At 36.6% G+C, this 18,327-nt stretch carries 14 protein-coding genes and 3 pseudogenes; 10 read left to right on the top strand and 7 right to left on the bottom strand.

Annotated elements, in window-relative coordinates:
• Positions 1 to 11 precede the first annotated feature (11 nt).
• From H1D32_RS18395 to H1D32_RS18380, 3 genes and pseudogenes are all read left to right on the top strand, one after another.
• Positions 12 to 1,571 (top strand): spore germination protein, encoded by a 1,560-nt coding sequence (locus H1D32_RS18395; RefSeq protein WP_261179700.1) that lies wholly within the window; start codon positions 12 to 14, stop codon positions 1,569 to 1,571.
• A gap of 5 nt (positions 1,572 to 1,576) precedes the next feature.
• A pseudogene (locus tag H1D32_RS18385) lies at positions 1,577 to 2,760 on the top strand (Ger(x)C family spore germination protein).
• An 88-nt stretch (positions 2,761 to 2,848) separates the two neighbouring features.
• Positions 2,849 to 2,986, top strand: a complete 138-nt coding sequence (locus H1D32_RS18380) for a YflJ family protein (protein WP_261179697.1) — start codon at positions 2,849 to 2,851, stop codon at positions 2,984 to 2,986.
• A gap of 199 nt (positions 2,987 to 3,185) precedes the next feature.
• On the opposite strand, the gene H1D32_RS18375 is transcribed toward H1D32_RS18380, so the two are convergent.
• A complete protein-coding gene (locus tag H1D32_RS18375; protein WP_261179696.1) occupies positions 3,186 to 4,277 on the bottom strand; it encodes an ABC transporter permease in 1,092 nt (363 codons plus the stop codon).
• Entirely contained in the window at positions 4,274 to 5,185 is a 912-nt protein-coding gene (locus H1D32_RS18370; RefSeq protein WP_261179695.1) for an ABC transporter ATP-binding protein, read from the bottom strand. The genes H1D32_RS18375 and H1D32_RS18370 overlap by 4 nt, the downstream gene beginning before the upstream one ends.
• Before the next feature lie 206 nt (positions 5,186 to 5,391).
• On the opposite strand from H1D32_RS18370, the pseudogene H1D32_RS25500 reads away from it, so the two are divergent.
• The 4 genes and pseudogenes from H1D32_RS25500 to H1D32_RS18345 all read left to right on the top strand — a co-directional run bounded on the left by H1D32_RS25500 (position 5,392) and on the right by H1D32_RS18345 (position 9,401).
• Positions 5,392 to 6,821: pseudogene (locus tag H1D32_RS25500) on the top strand (spore germination protein).
• Between the two features lie 41 nt (positions 6,822 to 6,862).
• Positions 6,863 to 8,032, top strand: coding sequence for a Ger(x)C family spore germination protein (locus H1D32_RS18355; RefSeq protein ID WP_261179693.1), 1,170 nt, complete (start codon positions 6,863 to 6,865; stop codon positions 8,030 to 8,032).
• Between the two features lie 14 nt (positions 8,033 to 8,046).
• Positions 8,047 to 8,277, top strand: a complete 231-nt coding sequence (locus tag H1D32_RS18350; protein ID WP_261179692.1) for a hypothetical protein — start codon at positions 8,047 to 8,049, stop codon at positions 8,275 to 8,277.
• Positions 8,278 to 8,291: 14 nt separating this feature from the next.
• A complete protein-coding gene (locus H1D32_RS18345) occupies positions 8,292 to 9,401 on the top strand; it encodes a GerAB/ArcD/ProY family transporter (RefSeq protein ID WP_261179691.1) in 1,110 nt (369 codons plus the stop codon).
• 471 nt (positions 9,402 to 9,872) lie between these two features.
• On the opposite strand, the pseudogene H1D32_RS25495 reads toward H1D32_RS18345, so the two are convergent.
• From H1D32_RS25495 to H1D32_RS18325, 3 genes and pseudogenes are all read right to left on the bottom strand, one after another.
• Positions 9,873 to 10,956: pseudogene (locus tag H1D32_RS25495) on the bottom strand (GerAB/ArcD/ProY family transporter).
• Positions 10,957 to 10,986: 30 nt separating this feature from the next.
• Positions 10,987 to 12,168 (bottom strand): Ger(x)C family spore germination protein, encoded by a 1,182-nt coding sequence (locus H1D32_RS18330; RefSeq protein ID WP_261179689.1) that lies wholly within the window; start codon positions 12,166 to 12,168, stop codon positions 10,987 to 10,989.
• Positions 12,169 to 12,199: 31 nt separating this feature from the next.
• Positions 12,200 to 13,732, bottom strand: a complete 1,533-nt coding sequence (locus H1D32_RS18325) for a spore germination protein (protein ID WP_261179688.1) — start codon at positions 13,730 to 13,732, stop codon at positions 12,200 to 12,202.
• A 195-nt stretch (positions 13,733 to 13,927) separates the two neighbouring features.
• Here H1D32_RS18325 and H1D32_RS18320 point away from each other — a divergent pair, with 195 nt between their 5' ends.
• Positions 13,928 to 14,128, top strand: a complete 201-nt coding sequence (locus H1D32_RS18320) for a hypothetical protein (RefSeq protein ID WP_261179687.1) — start codon at positions 13,928 to 13,930, stop codon at positions 14,126 to 14,128.
• 498 nt (positions 14,129 to 14,626) lie between these two features.
• On the opposite strand, the gene H1D32_RS18315 is transcribed toward H1D32_RS18320, so the two are convergent.
• Positions 14,627 to 15,718 carry an NAD(P)/FAD-dependent oxidoreductase gene (locus H1D32_RS18315; RefSeq protein ID WP_261179686.1) on the bottom strand — a complete coding sequence of 364 codons (1,092 nt, stop codon included), beginning with the start codon at positions 15,716 to 15,718 and terminating at the stop codon, positions 14,627 to 14,629.
• A gap of 191 nt (positions 15,719 to 15,909) precedes the next feature.
• Between H1D32_RS18315 and rluF the strand changes: the two genes are divergently transcribed.
• A complete protein-coding gene (gene rluF / locus H1D32_RS18310; protein WP_261179685.1) occupies positions 15,910 to 16,617 on the top strand; it encodes a 23S rRNA pseudouridine(2604) synthase RluF in 708 nt (235 codons plus the stop codon).
• Positions 16,618 to 16,644: 27 nt separating this feature from the next.
• Here the strand turns inward: rluF and H1D32_RS18305 are convergent, their stop codons facing one another.
• A complete protein-coding gene (locus tag H1D32_RS18305) occupies positions 16,645 to 17,586 on the bottom strand; it encodes an HD-GYP domain-containing protein (protein WP_261179684.1) in 942 nt (313 codons plus the stop codon).
• 217 nt (positions 17,587 to 17,803) lie between these two features.
• On the opposite strand from H1D32_RS18305, the gene H1D32_RS18300 reads away from it, so the two are divergent.
• Positions 17,804 to 18,145, top strand: a complete 342-nt coding sequence (locus tag H1D32_RS18300; protein ID WP_261179683.1) for a hypothetical protein — start codon at positions 17,804 to 17,806, stop codon at positions 18,143 to 18,145.
• The last annotated feature ends 182 nt before the right edge of the window (positions 18,146 to 18,327 follow it).

Genomic DNA, 18,327 nt, shown 5'->3' with positions numbered 1-18,327 from the left:
AGGAAGTTTCAGTGAAAAACAACTCTTCCATTGAAGATGTATACCCTAATCCTATAAAAGATGCGAAACCATTTAGTGGAAACTCAGAAACGAATAAAATAAGATTGAAAGAAGTTTTTGGGGAAACAGCCGATTTAGTTTTGGAAGACATTCAAATTGGACAGCGAGATGGTTTGCTTTGTTATTTAACAACCCTAACTGATTGGCAAGTCGTTACTAATAAGGTACTATTACCAATCACTGAGTCAGCTTCTCGAAGAGAGAAAATTACTTCAGAATCTAAATGGTTAGACTTTGCCACTGAGACTTTTTCGGGATCTCAGCATACTTTCCGCCAATCTCAACAAAAAGTGATTGAAGATATAATAAATGGACACGCGATTCTTTTTCTTGATAGCATGGATCAAACTTTATCTATAAAAGTACAAAAGATTGAACAACGCGCCATCGAAGAGCCTAGCACCCAAACAATCGTTAGAGGACCTAAAGAAGGTTTCAACGAAAATATCGAAACCAACCTCAGTCTCATTCGTAGAAAAATTAAAAATCCCGGGTTACGTTTTGATTCTTACACCATCGGCAAGGAAACTGCTACTCAAGTATACCTCGCTTACATACATGGCATTATTAATAAACAAATTTTAGATGAAATACAAACCAGGCTTGCTGATGTGGATACAAATGCGCTTTTAGATTCCGGCGTTCTAGAGGAATTTTTAGAGGACAAAACTCTAACTCCATTTCCTTTGATGTATAACACAGAGAGACCAGATACAATCGCGGCCCACTTACTTTCGGGAAAGTTTGCGTTATTTGTTGACGGAACTCCTTTTGTACTTACAGCTCCAGCAGTATTTACTGACTTCGTTTCAATGAGCGAGGATTATTACCAAAAATATTTAATGGGAACTTTCATCCGGTGGATTAGATATTTTTCTTTCTTACTTGCGCTTTTATTGCCTGCGTTTTATGTATCAATCATTTCGTACCATCATGAAATGATACCTACTCAACTATTGATTAGCATTATCTCGCAACGTGAAGGGATTCCTTTTCCAGCCGTGATTGAGGCACTAATCATGGAAATTACCTTTGAAATCTTACGAGAAGCGGGGATACGGATGCCTCGTGCCGTAGGTGGTACGATTTCGATTGTAGGTGGTTTAGTTATTGGACAAGCAGCTGTTGAAGCCGGAATTGTATCCAACATCATGGTCATTATCGTAGCCTTAACGGCTATCGCAAGCTTTGTGTCCCCCATCTATTCCTTTGCGATTTCAACTCGTTTGTTGCGTTTTCTCTACATCATTATTGGCGCACTATTTGGACTATATGGGGTGTTTTTAGGCATGATTGTGCTAGTTGCTCATTTAACGAGTCTACGCTCTTTTAGCGTTCCATATCTAGCACCTGTCGCACCATTTAGTTTGCAGGATCAAGGGGATATTTTTATTCGTTTACCAGCTTGGGCATTGAAAAAAAGACCTTCGTACTTAAAAACGGAGTCTCCGATAAAGCAACCTAATGCCAAGTCACCGACCCCACCCGACGAGCGAGGTGACAATCGTTGAATAGAATGGTCTTCTGCCTGCTTTGTTGCTTAAGTGCTTTTTTCTTAACTGGCTGCTGGGATCAAAATGAACTGAATGAATTATCTTTAGTAACAGGAATGGCAATCGACAAGGGTAAGGATACGAGATATAAACTAACTGTAGAAGTATTAAATCCACCTGCCCTTGAAACCGAAGGAATGGGCACTCAGACAGCATCGATTGTTTTTAGTTATGAGGGTGAAAGTTTGGCTGAACTAGTAAAAAAATGAATATTGCTTTTACTCGTAAGCTAATATTTTCCCATATGCGAGTTGTGATTTTAAGTAAAGAAGTCGTACAAGAAGGTTTGCTTGAATTTATAGATTTCTTTGAAGCTGATCGGGAAATAAGAAACGATTTTAATCTTATCATTGCTGATAACGTACTAGCAGGTGATGTTTTAAAGGTCACATACCCGATACAGCGGGTATCTTCTTTAAAAATTCATAATCAACTTGAAACAATGATCGAGGAGTGGGGAGGAACCCCACAAATTAGACTTAAGGACTTTGTTAGAGCTCTTGCTTCCCCTGGAAGGGAGCCTGTTCTATCAATCATCCATGTTGACGGACCGATTAAAAAAGGGAATAGTATAGAAAACATGGAAAAAGTGGACCCACATACCATGGTCACTTTAGATAGTCTTGGTATTTTTAAGGGGTTAGAATACCAAGGGAAATTAAATTTGAACCACGCCAGAAATTATTTGCTGCTTCAAGACAATTTAAAGAGAACATCGATCACCGTGCCTTGTAGTGAAGAAAAGGTAATGACTGCAAGAATCATTAATTCCAAAACACGGGTTAAGGCCTATTATAAAGACGATACTCCTCACATTGATATCAGTGTTGATCTCGAGGGACGGATTGAACTTATCCAATGTCCCGCCGATGTTCAAAAAATAAACACCTACCTAAAACTAGAGAAAAAGTTTGGAGAAGCGTTTGAAAAGGAAATTGAAAATACGATATCAGTTCTCCAAGACGAATATCAACTCGATATTTTTGGGTTTGGGGAACATATGGAGCGACAAGATTATCAAAATTTTAAGAAAGTAAAAGACAACTGGGACAAGGAGTTTGCGAGAGCCGAGATTAATGTCGGTGTGACTCTAAAATTGCGTCGCGCTGGATTAATTACTAACCCAGTATTTAAAGATATTAAATAATATAAAGTTATTTAATACCTCTTCCATGGACAAAATTCTGAATGATAAGATGAAAAAAGACGTCATTTTATCATAAGGAGTTGGTCATATGCACCTTGGTAGCAAAGGCTGGTTTGTACATGAATTAAAAAAGCAAGGTATTCGTTATCTTGATGGCAAAAAATTAGAAACCTATAAAACCCATGTCTTGGCTAATTTATATAAGCAACAAACCTCTCGGGTTTAAATAGCATGACTATAAGATCTATTCATAAAACGAGGTTTAACCTAAATCGGTTAAACCTCGTTCCTTTGTGTATATCGTTGATTAAATGCGATAACTATATATTGCATTTTGACCTCGTAAATAAATTCACGGATAAAAGCGGCTGTTGCGAAAGTTTCAACATCCTGAACAGAACTTTTACAGTCCTGTTAATAATAGCTTATTCCCATTTAAATGTTCTTGAAGCAGTAATAAAACATACTAAGAACCAAGCTACTAGAATGGTTGTTGGTAGAAACAAATCAACCATCGTCGCTCCAACATTCATAACTTCTCGTAATACTCCTGCTAGATGTGAGATTGGAATCAGCGTAATAATTGGCTGTAAAAATTCAGGCATATTCGTAATTGGGAAGAAAATCCCCCCTAAAAAGAACATTGGAAACGAGATAAATCCAGCAATTGGAGAAGCATGCTCTGGTGTCTTAGCCAAGTTAGCAACTAGGAAGCCCAAAGACATAAATACAAGAATTCCTAGAATCAGATAAAAAAGTAATAAAAACCAGTTTCCATTCATCTGAGCACCTAACAAAAAGATCCCGACACTTAACACTAAAATTGATTGCGTGATATTTAAGATAGCTCTAGCGGTGATTTGTGCTGCTACAAATGTACTTGCTGGCAGCCCAGTTAACTTCATTCGACGAAGGACTCCTCTCTCACGCCATGAGGAAATTTGAGCAGCTACACCATTTAGATTGCTAGATAAAATCATTAGTGCTGCAATCCCCGGGACTAAGAAGTCTAAGTAGGTTAAATCTAAGGATTTTATCCCCTGTTTCTCGACAAATACAATTTCTTGAAAATCTGTTAGCTGTTTATTTAATTGATCTACTGCTTGGTCAATAATTGCAAAACCAAGCTGCGCAATTGCTTGATTGGTTTCATCATAAAAAACAGAAAATGTCGGTACACCTCCTCCAGCTTCAATGATCTGTCCAAAGCCTTGCTCAATTTCAATAACAAACGAAATATTCCCTTCTTCAACTTCTAGTTTCGCAGCTTCAACATCGTCTGCTTCATGCAAGTCAATAGCTTCAACTTCTATGAAAGTATCCATCATCATTAGAGAGTAGTTACTTTTATCGTGATCGACCCAAGCGACACTAATTGTCGTCCCAGTTCCCCCACCTAGGAAAAGCCCTAACACAATCATTAAGAATAGCGGAAAAAATGTAGTCCAAAAAATGACTGCTTTATTTCGAGCAAAAAGCTTCAATTGAGCTAACGTTAATTGCCAGTATGCCTTCATTCTTCTCTTAAGCTCCTTCCCGTTAACTGCAAGAACACATCTTCTAAGGTTGCTCTTCTAGTTTGTAGGTCTTCAAGTTGTATTTGGTCATTATCCGTATATTTAATTAAAGATATTAAGCTTTCTTGTAAATTGGTCGTGTATAGTACCGCTTGGTCTTTCAAAGTTGAAACTTTTGTAACACATGCTAACGACTTTAGTGGCTCTAGTTCTTTTTCCCATTTAAATTGTATGGCAGATTCCATTTCTAAGGCGGCAATTAATTTATCGGGTGTATCTAAAGCCATTATTTTTCCTTGATCCATAATCGCCAACCGATCGCATAAGACATATGCTTCTTCCATGTAATGAGTAGATAATATGATGGTTTTGCCTTGTTCCTTCAACTTAAGTACGATATCCCAAAGCGATCTTCTTGCCTGGGGATCCAATCCAGTTGTTGGTTCATCTAAGAAAATAACTTCTGGGTCATGAATTAATGCTAGTCCAATCGCTAGACGTTGCTTTTGTCCGCCTGATAGCCCTTTAATTGCATCTTTCCGCTTCTCTAGGAGATTCATTTGATGCATTATCGTTGCGACCGGTAAACTACTTTTATAGAAGCTAGCATACATTCGTAAAATTTCTTCTACTTGTAATAGATCAAACATTGATGTCGATTGAAGCTGCACACCAATATGTTCAGTCACTTTTTTTCGATCATGTCTTACAGAAAGACCATTGATCACAACCTCTCCAGAATCCGCATCACGAAGCCCTTCCATCATTTCCATCGTTGTTGTCTTGCCTGCACCATTAGGTCCAAGTAAACCAAAGATCTCTCCTTCATACACAGTCAAGTTGACGCCATCAACTGCTTTTAGAGATCCATAGTATTTCTTTAAGTCAGTAACTTGAATCATCTCCATATGATCAACCCCTACCACTTTCTTTATAAGTCATTTTATAGATATTCTTTAAGGAAGTCTAAAAATATGATCTTTATTTAGAATATTTTTCTCTGTCTTCATTTATCATTTGAAAAAACTTTTGTCACAGAAATGAATTGGTATAGTTTACTATCTTGAGGAAAAGATACCATTAACAAAATTAGTGAATAGTAGCGGTGTATTAAATGACAATTACATTAGATAAAAGTTCACAAAAAAATATTAGCAAAATAAAAAGTGACCTAGGAAATAGTACTGACCTTATTATTCGATTTTTAAACGTCAATGAAAAAATTAGCATTGGGTTAGTTTATTTTAATGGGCTAGCTGATAAAGAAATGATTGAACATTCAATTATTGAAGCACTGCTGAAACTAGAAAGCCACGATAACACAAACTTTCATTTAGAATTCTTAAAAGAAAAAATACTAGCGAATCCTGAAGTAAGTAATGTTAATGATTTTCAAACCTTGTATCCCCCATTACTGTCAGGAGATACAGCAATTTTCATCGATGGACAAGAAGAAGCATTTCTAGCTAGTACGAGAAAATCGGAAGAACGAGGGGTAGCCGAACCGACGACTCAAGTGGTTATTAGGGGGCCTAAAGATAGTTTTGTTGAGAACATCAACGTTAACATCGCCTTAATTCGCAGACGAATAAAGGATCAAAACCTCTGGTTGGAAACTAGAGAGATTGGTCACGTCACCAAGACTTCCGTATCGTTGGTCTTCCTCCACGGAACAGTTGATGAGCAAATCTTAAATGAAGTGCGGAAGCGTCTAGATCAAATTGACACTAACGGAATCTTAGAGAGTGGATACATTGAAGAATTTATCCAAGACTCTACCTTTTCGCCATTCCCAACCGTCTACAATACCGAACGTCCCGATGTTATTGCTGCCGGAATATTAGAGGGGAGAATTGCCATTTAATTGATGGAACCCCCTTTGTCTTACTAGTTCCTGCCCTTTTTAACCATTTTATTCAGGCTGCTGAAGACTATTATAATCGATCAGATTTTGGGCTAATTCGTTTTTTAAGATTAGTTTGTTTAGGGATTTCATTACTAGCCCCATCTCTTTATATTGCTTTAACAACGTTCCACCAAGAAACAATCCCAACCGTTTTATTAATAAGCCTAGCAGCACAACGGGAGGGAGTTCCATTCCCAGCTTTTTTTGAGGCACTTTTTATGGAAATCATTTTCGAAATTCTTCGTGAAGCAGGGCTTCGGATGCCAAGAATGGTTGGTCAAACGATGTCAATTGTCGGTGGTCTTGTCATTGGCCAAGCTGCCGTTGAAGCCGGATTTATTTCTAACGCCATGATCATTGTTGTTGCGATTACTGCTATCGCTTCCTTTGTAGCGCCTGGCTATAGTATTGGTATTTCAATGCGGCTGTTAAGATTTCCAATGATGTTTTTAGCAGGGTCTTTTGGCCTTTTCGGAATAGCCGTTGGCCTTATGTTTTTAATTCTCCATTTAGCTAATTTAAAATCTTTTACTGTCCCTTATATGTACAACATTGGTCCATTTAAACTACGTAGTCAGAGAGATACAATTATTCGCTTGCCTCAAAAAATGATGGGTCAAGATCAATCAAAAACCTAATTACAGGATGGAAATATGCCTATGAAACAAAACCAGTAGTATTGAGTGTAGTTTTACTTATTTTATCTATTTTGTCTTCTGGATGTTGGAATCAACGAGAATTAAATGATTTAGGAATCGCCATGGCACTAGGACTAGATAAGGTCGATGATAAAAATATTCGCCTAACAGTACAAATTGTTTTGCCACAAGAAGTAAAAGAACCAAGTTATTTTACACCTGTGACTGTTTATTCAGAAGAAGCAGAAACAGTTTTTGAAGCGTTTCGAAAAATTACAACGATATCTCCTAGAAAAGTGTATTTACCGCATTTTCGGATTGCAGTCATTGGTGAGACATTAGCTCGGGATGGAATTCTTGACCTTCTTGAGATGCTCTTTAGAGATCATGAATTTAGATCTGATTTCTATATCGTCGTCGCAAGAGACGGTGCTAGTGCTGAAGATGTTCTGCAAACAATGACACCGTTTGAACGTATTCCTGCAAATGAAAAATTTTCTGCTTTAAAATTATCCCAATCTGCTTGGGCTCCTACAGTTGCTGTTAACTTAGATGATTTACTTAGAAATTTTGCAACTGAAGGTATGGAAAGCGTGTTAACCGGAATTACTTTCAGAGGCAACAAGAATGAAGGAAAAACAAAAAAAAATGTCGAAACACTAGACCCAAATAGTTTACTACAGTATGAAGGAATTGGCGTTTTTAAAGAAGATAAGCTAGTCGGTTGGTTAAACGAAGATGAAAGTAAAGGGTATAATTACATTATGAATAACGTCCAAAGTACTGTTGGTAGAATTAAATGCCCAACGGCTGGTGAGCTAGTTGTTGAAATTATGGGGACAGAAACAGAGATTATTCCTAGCTACAAAGATGGTAAACCTGAATTTGAACTTAAGATCACTAGTAATGTAAATGTCGCTGAAGTCTTGTGCAACATTGACCTTCAAGATCCTAAAACGATTGAACAATTGGAGAAGAGTTTAGAAGATCGCCAGAAAGAAATATTAAATAGCGCTGTCGTTGCAGCTCAAGAAAAATATAAAAGTGACATTTTGGGATTTGGTAATACATTTCGAAAATCATATCCTAAACAGTGGAAAAAGCTAAAAGATCAATGGGAAGAGTTATTCCCAACGGTAAAAGTATCCTATTCAGCAGAAGGAACTATTGATTTAACTGGAACAATGAATCAAAGTATTATTGAAAATTAAGAGGTGTGATAGCAATGGATATTCTTTTATATTTCCCGATCCTTTTCATTATCTTCTATTTTGGGTTTCGTTCATATAAAAGGAATAATGATAAGATAGCTTTACTTGTCTTCAGTTTATTGATGGCTTTTAATGTTGCGATCACCCTATTACATGTATTAGAAGTTTCAATACCGACACCATTAGATTTTATCACATTTGTTTATAAACCATTTAATAATTTCCTTTACTCATTATTTTCGTAAAAAGGGTGGTAATAATGTTCGAAAACGAAAAAATTAGTACTCTACAATTTTTTATCCTTGTTTTCTTTTTCACAATTGGAAATACCGTTATTAACGCCCCTTCCTTAATTGTATCTCAAGCAAAACAAGATGCCTGGATTTCAAGTACAATTTCATTAGGATTCGGTCTTTGCTTAGTCCTATTTTATTGTTACTTGGCTAGTAAGTTCCCTAATAAAACGATTGTCCAATTTAGTGAAATTATTCTCGGGAAGATTGTCGGAAAGATTTTTTCACTTTTTCTAATCTTTTTTTTCCTCATAATCGCTTCGCTAATGATTAGGCAATTTGGCGATTTCATGACGACGATTATCATGCCTGAAACACCAAGCCTTGCGATCCACCTTCTCTTTTTAACCATAATTGTAACAGGTGCTTACTTAGGAATTGAAACGTTAGGAAGATCAGGAGAAGTTATTTTACCAACTTTATTAGTATTATTAGCATTACAATTTCTTTTTCTATTCCCTGAGTTGGACATTGATAATATTAAACCAATTTATGAAAACGGATTTAATCCAATTATGAGAGGGACAATTTCTAATATAGGGATCCCGTACCTCCAATTAATTGTTATCTTAATGATTTTCCCATTTGTAGAAGACAATAAAAAGGCGAAAAACATCTTTATTCTAGGAGTATTTTTAGGAGGAGTTATTCTAATAGTAATTATTCTTTACTCAATTCTTACACTTGGCGTTATATTGTCAGAAATAAAATATTATCCACCATACTTTATGGCGCAAAAAATTAGTATCGGTGATATTGTTGAACGGCTTGAAGTTCTAATTTCAGGAACTTGGTTTATAACTATATTCTTTAAAACAACAATCTTGTTATATGCAGTAAATTTGGGGTTATCTCAAGTATTTAATTATAAGAATAGTCGTCCGATGATTTTCGGTTTAAGCTACTTACTGTTAATACTAACTCAGTTTATTACTCCGAACGTTGTTTATTTTAATGATTTTTTTAAAAAAATTTTTCCTCCATACACTTTAACTTTTGGGTTTTTATTTCCGCTTTTATTATTAAGTATCTATTTAATTAGGAGAAAGAATTTATTTACCTACCATAGCAAGTGAAAATAATTAAAGCATAATGGATATGTACCGGTGTGTTTTGATTGCGAATTAATAAATCTAGTTTTGATGGTTCATGATCAAAAAACAAACACGATTTCACCTTTAGTTTCACACTTTGTACTACCTGTTCTATTACATGCTTGCGAAGAAGGTGGCGAACAAATGGGATAACATTGCTGGATTTAGCTTTTAGATGTGTGTCTTCAACTAAACGTTTTATTAAGTCAAACGTATTAAAATTGGAAGTCTAAAATTATGATTGCTAAATCTCTTTAGCTCTTGCCAAATTTAATACGAAATACTCAGGATACATTATTTATAGAGTATTTCTTTTGTTTTTTTTGGGGAGTCCAACGAATGGTTGACTCTTTGAGTAGGGCTTTTGAGAAATGAGCCGTTAAGACAAGAAATTTTGTCTAAACGGCTCATTATTTCTCTAAGGCACCCATAAAACAACAAAATATACGACCGCTATCCACTTACCCCACCTGTAGTAGATAATTTCTTTTTTAAGATGGTCCCTAATAGAAATACACCAATTGGGACTCCAAAGGTTATCGGTATCGCAATCTTTGGCCAATAATAGGTTAATAAATCCATGGCACGAATATGATCCGCAACAACCCAATAGCCAAACAAGCCTAAAATAATTGCAACAGGAATAAATAACTTGTTTAAATTTTGAACTCCAGTCATATGTTTAGCGGAGATGGAAGCACAAAGTAAGCACATCATTACTTGAACCAACGCTGAAAGTGAAAAGAAAATAATCATAATCAATTCATAGCGGTGAACAAACAGTCCAATCTCTGCGCTCCTGGCCATTTGCATACATGCTACCATATATTGACCGGCAACTTCAGGGGAAAGAACACCAACCTCTAAGATTGGCCACATTACAATGAATAAACCACCGAAGAGAATTGCTTTTGTTGAATATTTGAGCCACTTTTCCTGCTGTTTTACCATAGGCAAAATGATAGCGACCATCAGTGTTGCCATCGCCCAGTCAGCGTTATGATGTTTCGTTACTTGGACTGCGTTCAAAAAACCATTTCTTAATACCGGTAAAATTGATATGTTTGAAAATCCTCTAAAGAGCCTAACAGAAGAAGAACATTTAAGACGATAATAGCAAACACACCTAAAATCGCCAGCCTTGAAATTACTTCAACTCCCTTAAATAAACCGTAAAGCCCGACAAAAGTGGTAATAACTACAAATAAAAAGGCTGGCATATCAGGTAAAAAGTAGTCCATTAAATGGTAAACAACGGTAATCATAACCCCACCATATGCTCCAAGAAAAAGATAAATAAGACAAAGGCAAGGAGTTTCTCTCCCCACTTGCCAATGAGTAGTTTTGTTTGCTCTAAAATATTTTTTTCTGGAGTCCTTTTAACTATCACCACCGTTAACCACATCATTATTAAACCAAATATGGTTGAGAAAATGGTTACTAACCACATATCACTGCCTGATTGCCTTGCTAAAATTCCTTGCGTTACACCAATGGCTTTTGCATATACAAGATTAATAATAATCGCTAGTAACATCGCATTTGAAATTTGTGTTTTCACTTTTGATCAATCCTTACTAGGCCTTGTTGGATTTTCTAAAAGCTGTGGGTTGTTAATGTCTACGCTTACAGAAACGCTCACTACGACATCTGGAAACATTACCTCCCAGTCCTCTTTTATCTTATCCCAATGCTGAGGGTATTTCGCTTGAAACATTCTTCCGAGTCTAAGCGCATCTACCTTATATTCTTTTTGAACTTTATCTAGCATCATCTCGATGTCTTCCTTAAGATATTTTTCTGCTTGAACCGCCAGCTTCTCCGTAACTTCACTATGCTCTAGCGGTGTCGGACAACCTAGTTCTACTAAATGTGCCACCGACTTTATCGTTGCTTCAAAGCTTACTTTCCCCTCCTTATAAATGGGAGTCAGCTTAAATGAATTATCGCGTAATTCAACACTTACCCAACCTTCCTCATCTGGACAGGTGAGAGGAATAATTGCATCGTCAACGGTTTCAGTAAACCACAAAAATCCACGACTTTCCCGCGAATTTAACTTACCTACCATCTTATCTTTTCGAAAAATAGCTGTTCCCGACAACTCTACTTGTGGAATACTCCCAAACTCCTGAGGGTTTGCTTCATCCACTCCCCTTGAGATTAGATGTACTAGTGCCAAATAAGGATGAACATGTTCACCAACATAACCAGCCGATAACGCCATGACATTGCTTCTTGGTGCTTCCGCAACTATTGGGCTAAAACGAAAAAGGCGATCAATGGCATTTCCGGGAACCACTTCAATTCCAGTTTTTGCTGCCACGATTTCATTGGCCTTTTTTTCTGTAACTACAATCCACGTTCTCATCCGTAACTCATTGTTTCTTGTAAAAAAGTCAATAATATCCACAATACCTTCCCTTGCAACTTCTTCACTCACAACAATGATCATATTATGCCCCCAATAAATCCTTCTCGAGGAGAACTTAGCCAAATTTCGAATTGCTTCAAAAATCGTTTTCCCTTCTCCAGTAGCTGTCCAGATCGGTTCCCCACCTGCAGATCCAGTAGTTCCTCTTACATCAGCAGGTCTAGCCACCTGAGTGGTAATCCAAATATCACCATTTTCCCCTTTATCTATCCCTACCGCCATCACAAGGGCAAGATCGTTTATTTCTTCTTTCCCTAAGCAGCCTGATAGCAATAGCAATAACATAAGGACTCTCACTAAGTTAATTTTCTCCATCAATTTCACCCTTTGATGATGCAACTCTCGATTAGCCATCGCCATTTGGAGATGGCTTCTGATTTTTATCCTGTCTTTCATTATTCTCTTTTACATCCTTCGGTCTTTTACCCATTGTCCAAAGTGGACTTCTAAATAGCGTATCTTTTTGATCTGAGGCATTAAATGGAAAGATTGGCGCTAAGTACGGTTCCCCAAAAGAACGCAAAGATAGAGCATGGATCAGAACAACAACAAAAACAGTTGCAAAACCTAATAAACCAAGTAAACCCGATGCAAGTAATATTGGAAAACGAACTAAACGAACTGAAACAGAAGCAAAATAATTTGGAATGGCAAATGAGGCTATTCCGGTTGTTGCCACAACAATGACCATAATTGGTGAGACTAACCCCGCTTCCACCGCAGCTTGACCGATAATTAATGAGCCGACAATACTAACTGCTTGACCAATTGGCTTAGGCATTCGTAGTCCCGCTTCTCTCATTAACTCGAACGCTAATTCCATAATAATTGCTTCAAGTAACACTGGAAGAGGGACTATTTCTCGACCAGCCGCAATCGTAATTGCTAACGGTGTAGGAATCATTTCTTGATGAAAGCTGACTAACAATACAAAAAGCGATGGAAGCGTTAAACTAATAATAAACGCTGTATAACGAATAAAACGAAAAAAAGCAGCCATCCAAAAGTGTGTATAGTAATCATCACTAGCACTGAGAAACGACCAAAAATGGGTCGGAACTAGTAATGCAAAAGGTGTATTATCGACAAGGATGGCAACTTTCCCTTCATACAAACCTGCCGCAATTTTGTCCGGTCTTTCAGTTCCCTGGGCTGTCAGAAATGGCGAAGATGGCGTATCTGAAATAAGTTCTTCAACATAATTACTTTCTAGTATTGCATCGATCTCAATTTTGTTTAACCGTTGTAAGACTTCATCAACTAATCCTTCTCTTACTAATCCTTCAATGTATAGAATTCCAATATCTGTCTTTGATCGCTTACCAATTTGCATGGAGATAAGGCGAAACATTGGATCTCTTATTCTTCTTCTAACTAACGCAATATTTGTTCGAATTGACTCTACGAAACCGTCCCTCGGACCCCTTATCACCGTTTCTGTTTGCGGTTCTTCAATTCCTCGAGTCTCCCACCCTTGGGTGGGAAGAACAAAAGCCTTTTCAGAGTGGTCTAAAAATAGAATTGTATTTCCTGCTAGTAACTTATCAATTACTTCTTCTAATTTAGTCGCAGTACTAAGTGAGGAAATGAGTAACAGCTTTTTCTCAAGCGTGTTAACTTTTTCTTCAGTTGATAACTTATCTAAAACATCGTATTTTTGGTTGTTGTTTAATAGTGGCGAGAGTATAGTCTGGTCGATGATACTTGTATCTATTAATCCTTCAATATAAAGAAGACAACAATCTAAATTCATTGGTTCCATTGTAGAAAATTCTCGTTTTACTAAGTCTGAAGAATTTCCTAATATGACCTCTACCTCTTCAACATTTTTTTTTAGCCGCAAAAAAACTTCTTGGGCTAGCCTTTCTTTGATGTCCATGTATGAAAACTCCTCTGAAGAGAAAATACTATTACCAATTTCAATTAGTATTACCAATAGATGGGTAAAATATTTTGATGGAAATGTAGCTGTAAGAGGCCAAAATGCCTGAGACTTTGATATATGATGTCTTTACCAACTATTTTAAAAGCAATTGAGAAAACTGTTTTAATAATCTTGTGGGGGGTTATAAGATTGTGGCTATATAATACTTGGATTTACCAAAATGTGATAAACACTGAGTGGATGATTTGGCTTATTATTGTAATTGTATTTGGCTTTAATTTTTTATCACCAATATTTTTTTATTACGCACTTGCGGAAAAGAAAATGAAATTTAATCTTACAAAGTACATGAAAAAGTTTGCAAATAGTGACCAATCGACTGGTTCATAATAAGAAAAGCGCAAGGCGCCCATTTTAGCCCCGACAAGCAAATGTTCTTCGAGGAAAAAAGTGTGCTCTTTCACTTTTATTCTCGAAGGTTATTTGACCTCGAGGGGCTGGGCGGTGGAGCTAGACAGTTAATACGTTGAAATTTTATCCATTCTTATCTTATAACAAAAGCGCAAGGCGCCCGCCTATCGGCGACAAGCAAATGTTCTGTCAGATTAAAAGTGCGCTTTTCACTTTTATATCTGGCAGGTTATTTGACCTCGAGCCAAGAACTTCCATGAGTCAACCTTCTCTGCACCTTTGCGACGAGTAACCGCAGGAGCAGATGTTTTTTTGCGACGAGTAACCGCAGGAGCAGATGGCGCCTGAAGCTAGACACCAAGTACTAAAAACGCATATGCTTTCTTATCTTTTAACAAAAGCCTACCAATTTTACTTGGTGGGCCTTATTATTTATCAACGGCTTTGCAATAGTCATTCTACTTGCTAGAAATAGATTTATCTTTCCTTTTTTATAAAAGGTCTTACTAAGTAACTTAGTGTTTTCAAAGGATTATGTTTACTTGGCCGGAATAGTTTATCACCAACATAACCGTTTAAGTGCTTTACAATAAAATCAAAATTTTGGTTCGTCAGGTGCTCCATCCCACGACGTAATGTTAATGAATAATCATAGCTTTTCTTAAGGATCTTAGTATAGTCTTCATACTTTCCGTATCCACAAAGATCGTAAGCTGCATAAATTCCAGTAAGAATGGCTGCAAATTGACCGAAACCTAGAAACGGCATCGCCGACCCAAAACAATTCCCAGTAAAAAATGTATTTCCTATTCTTGCTGATTTACAGATCCCAAGTTTATAGTTATGTATTTGAAACTGATCTGTAATTCTTAACGTTTGACCTAATTCACTACAAACTCGATCGTAAAAACGCTCCCAGAATTTAGTAACCAACTCTTCCTGACCTTCCTGCAAATCTGGATGGGCAATGACGATGTTAGCCTCAGTGTCTGAAAAAGGAAGTAAATATCCATAGCCTTTAGGAGCCATTGTATTGTCAAGCCAAACTAGTACTGAAAAACGATCAAAATTCCCTTCTATCGTCGCTCCTTTTAGACTAACTGAGAGGTCTTCTCGAAAATTTTGAAGTTTCATTGCGTACTCGGCATCACCCGTTGCCATAATGACATGGCTATATTCTTGTAACAGCTCTTCATAGGAATGTTTAGAGTTAAAAAGAATGTCTGATTTGACCTGTTCTGCAAGTTGAGCTTCTAGTGAAAGCTTATGACGCCCTCTGATGTTGACAAACCCGACATGTTCTTTAATGCTAGCCTGTTCGTTTTCAGAGTTTATGATAATTTGATTTATGGAACCAGTGGGTCTTAGATACAATTGATATTCATCTGATAAATATTGAAAGGAATCGTTAATCGGTCTCGTTAGTAACGATAAAAACGCCTCACCATTAATGAACCGATCACCTACTTGGGTTCTCGACTCGAAAATAGTTGGCTTAATACCATGTCTTTCCAACATTATTGCACAAGTCAAACCTGATAGACCTGCGCCCATAATCGCTACTTTCATTTTATTACCTCCGCAGTAGTTTCTACTTTTATGTTTCCCAAAACATTAATCTGGCATTATACAAATCCATATTCCCTCTAAAATATCAAGTTTGAGGCTTTTGTTCCTGAAAAAATGGTAACGCCACTTGTATCTAGGTAGCTAATTAAGTTAAATTAAATAGTAACAATAAACTTAAAGGTGTGTTTTCTTTGCGGATAAATAAGTATATAAGCGAATCTGGAATTACTTCTAGGAGAGAAGCTGACAAGTGGGTTGCAGATAAACGAGTAACCATTAACGGAGTCGTTGCTGAATTAGGAAGTAAAGTTTCTCCTGGTGATGATGTTCGCGTTGATAATAAGCCAGTGCAGGTGGAGACAGAGAATGTCTATATCGCACTGAATAAACCTGTTGGCATAACAAGTACAACAGAAAGACATGTGAAAGGAAATATTGTAGATTTTGTCAATCATCCATTGCGGATTTTTCATATTGGTCGACTTGATAAGGAATCTGAGGGGTTAATTCTTCTAACAAATGATGGCGATATTGTAAACGAGATTTTACGAGTCGAAAATAAGCATGAGAAGGAATATATCGTTACCGTCGATAAGCCCATTACTTCATCATTCCTAAAAAAGATGGCTGAAGGCGTAGAAATTTTGGATACTAAGACACTCCCTTGCAAAGTAACAAAAATCTCTAATCAGGTTTTTCGAATTGTTTTAACCCAAGGGTTAAATAGACAAATTCGCCGCATGTGCTCTGCTCTAGGTTACCAAGTTCGTAGGCTGCAACGTATTAGAATTATGAACATTCATTTAGATGGACTTGGAAAAGGACAGTGGCGAGATTTGACCAAATCCGAACTTAATGAATTATTTAGTGAGCTAAATTATGAACCAAAAAAAAGATGAGGCACAATGCTCATCTTTTTTACTTTCCTAGGCAAACGCGATGATTTCTAGTAGATGATCTTTTCTTAAATCAACGTAAACATCAGTATTTTTTATGTGAACCAATGGTTGTGATGGTTCATTTTCATGAATAAATACAATTTCAGCCACTGTTTTGTCATTTAACATCACATGTTTTCCAACAGAATTTCCAAGTATGTGCCGGACAAAAGGGATAATGATGGCTGGATTTAATTTGTTTTTCTTCGTTTCATCGATAAGGTAGTTTATTAAAGAAAAGATGTTCTCATTTTTCACAAGGAAATTATTAATTGTATTTGCAACTGAGATGATTTGTACCATGACTGATAAATATTTTATATTAACACCCTTAGGGTACCCTGAGCCATCGATACATTCATGATGCTGTCTTGCGGCATTGAGCATCTGAGCATTAACACCTTTTACTTCCTTTAACATTGACCAACCAATTTCAGGGTGGGTTATCATCTTGCTTGGTACTTTCACTTTACCAATATCGTGGACAACTCCCATTTGCCAAAGAATTATCTTATTTTTCATTGAGTATCTCAATAGTTTTCCTATGTAAAAAGCAAGTAAGCCTACATTTGCGCTATGCCTAGGTAACGTGTGTTCCGTTTTCATTTGATACAATTGATCAATAAAGCTTGCTACTGGTTGAACTTCACTAATAATACGCTGATTTTCTTCAAACCATTCTGTAATATCAATATCCTTTAATTCGTTTATCTCAGTAAAGAGCTGTTCAATTTGCTGAACAAACTTTAAATAGATGCCACTAAAAGAAACATCTTCCGAAACATTTACTTTTTTATAGTTATGTTTCTTTAACAATAGAATATTGGTCTCTGTTAATACCGAACCTTTTTTTAATAACAAAATATTAAGGTCTGAAACAATATCTTCCTCTAATACTTTCCCAACAAGGTCAAAACTTATTTCCTCCATAGGGTTATCCACTCCCACCCAATATCATTTAAAAAGATTTACGCTAATTATTAGTATACAGTGGTAGTACCTTTTACTAAAGTTACTTTTTGTATAAGATTAAAAATACTCAAATTAACCTTCTAGAAAGTGTTCTTTCTCCAGATTAGTCATAATTTCCAATCAATGTAGAATACTAACACCATGACTATCCACTTTTATGAAAGGGTGAGAAAACGTGACAATTTCTAGAAAAGCGAGAATGCTTCATATAATAGAACAGCTAGAAAATTATACAGGTCAAATGTCAGAAGATGTTAAAACTAACTTACTACAAGCAAAAGAGAAGTTAGAAACCTTACAGGAAGAAGATGTAGAACAGTTAACAGATAAGGTCGTCTCTAGACCTGCCACTGAACTAGCAATTAACCTTCAAACGCCTGAAAATTTATTACATTCTTGCTATGATGAATTAGAACGCCTAGCACAATCCAACACTGCTCCTAGTCATTTACAGGAAGCCGTTCAAGAAATGCGTTATTATTTTTCAATAGAGGAACAGGATGGCTTTTTTCCGTAAAATGACATTAAACTTATAAAGCGCAAGCACCTAGGAAAAAGTGCAGTGCTTTTTCCATTTAAGCCCCGAAAAAAGCTACTGACCACAGTGGCATCGTTAAGTGAACAAGGTTAGTTGAACCTCGAGGGGCTTAACAGCTGCTATTGCACCACTACTACCTTTGCTCCTGCGATTACTCGTCA

The sequence above is a fragment of the Anaerobacillus sp. CMMVII genome (genome assembly GCF_025377685.1).
In the GTDB taxonomy this organism is placed as follows: domain Bacteria; phylum Bacillota; class Bacilli; order Bacillales; family Anaerobacillaceae; genus Anaerobacillus.
This window is presented reverse-complemented; position numbering and strand designations above follow the sequence as displayed.